This is a genomic window from Halorubrum sp. AJ67, from assembly GCF_000513435.1.
Map to the genome: position 1 here is coordinate 124,072 of NZ_CBVY010000016.1, position 1,105 is coordinate 125,176.

At 68.3% G+C, this 1,105-nt stretch carries 2 protein-coding genes and 1 pseudogene; 1 reads left to right on the top strand and 2 read right to left on the bottom strand.

Annotated features, from left to right (window positions below):
- Positions 1-329: pseudogene (locus tag BN903_RS18150) on the bottom strand (hypothetical protein); the annotation flags it as partial.
- Between the two features lie 94 nt (positions 330-423).
- Here BN903_RS18150 and BN903_RS12320 point away from each other — a divergent pair.
- On the top strand, positions 424-804 hold the full coding sequence (locus BN903_RS12320) for a hypothetical protein (RefSeq protein WP_048078003.1): 381 nt from the start codon (positions 424-426) through the stop codon (positions 802-804).
- Positions 805-808: 4 nt separating this feature from the next.
- Here the strand turns inward: BN903_RS12320 and hisE are convergent.
- On the bottom strand, positions 809-1,105 hold a 297-nt coding region (gene hisE / locus BN903_RS12325; RefSeq protein WP_079890656.1), incomplete at its 5' end, for a phosphoribosyl-ATP diphosphatase.

Below are 1,105 nucleotides of genomic sequence, written 5' to 3' on the forward strand. Positions count from 1 at the left end.
GACGAGTTCGCCGGTGCCGCAGCGACGTACGTCGAGTTCGAGCCGGTCGACAACCGACGTCGCCGCCTCGACGGCCGCGACCGTGTTCTCCGGGTTCTCGGCCGCGAAGCCGCGGTGTGCGATCAGCGGCGGACCGGAGACGGGGCCGTCGGCCGAACCGGAGCCCTCCCGTCGGACCCGCGACCGACGCAGCCGGCGAGCGCGCTCGATCCGGTTGCGGCGACCGCACCGACCGCAACCGGTCCCCCGCGGCGGAGGAAATCCCTACGGGAGCGGTCGCGTGCGCCGTCGTTGTCGCCGGGTCGGTGCGGGTCACGGTGGGTCCTCACTCACGGTTCGGTCGCACGGGCAAAAACCTGCGGTCGGCGGCGTCGCCGGTTCCGCGGGAGAAGGTATTTGCGGCCGGGCGCGCGACTCCCCGGCATGGACGGGAAGAAGGCCCTCTACTACGGTGCGATCGCGATCGTGGTGTTGATCGGGGTCAGCGTAGTCTTTTCCGTGGTGCTGGGAATTATTGCCCTCATCACTCGACTCGTACAACTCGCCGTGCTGGCGGGACTCGTCTACGTCGCGTACAAGGCCGGCTCGTGGCTGCTCGGCGACGGCGACTCCCCGTCGGTCGACTCGATTGGCGGCAGGACCTCGTCGACGTCGATCGACGCCGCCGAGAGCCGGCAGGACCGCATCCGGCAGCAGTACGTCGAGGGGCAGATCAGCGAGGCGGAGTTCGAACGCCGGATCGCGGACGAACTGGAGACGGAGGAGCTCGACGACATCGACCGCGAACTCGAACGGGAGCGGTAGGCGATCAGAACCGGTCTCGAAGCTCCTCGCGCAGGTCGTCGAGGTCGAGGTCCTTCATCGCGAGCAGCACCAACAGGTGATAGACGAGGTCGGCGCTCTCCGCGGTGAGCTCGTCGAGGTCGTCGTCTTTCGCCGCGAGAATCGCTTCCGTGGACTCCTCGCCGACCTTCTCTAAGACGGCGTTTTCACCCTTCTCGTGGGTGAAAAGCGAGGCCGTGTACGACCCCTCCGGCAGCTCCGCCTTCCGCGATTCGATGGTGGCGAACAGCTCGTCGAGGACGGCCTCCGGCGGGGCGTCGGG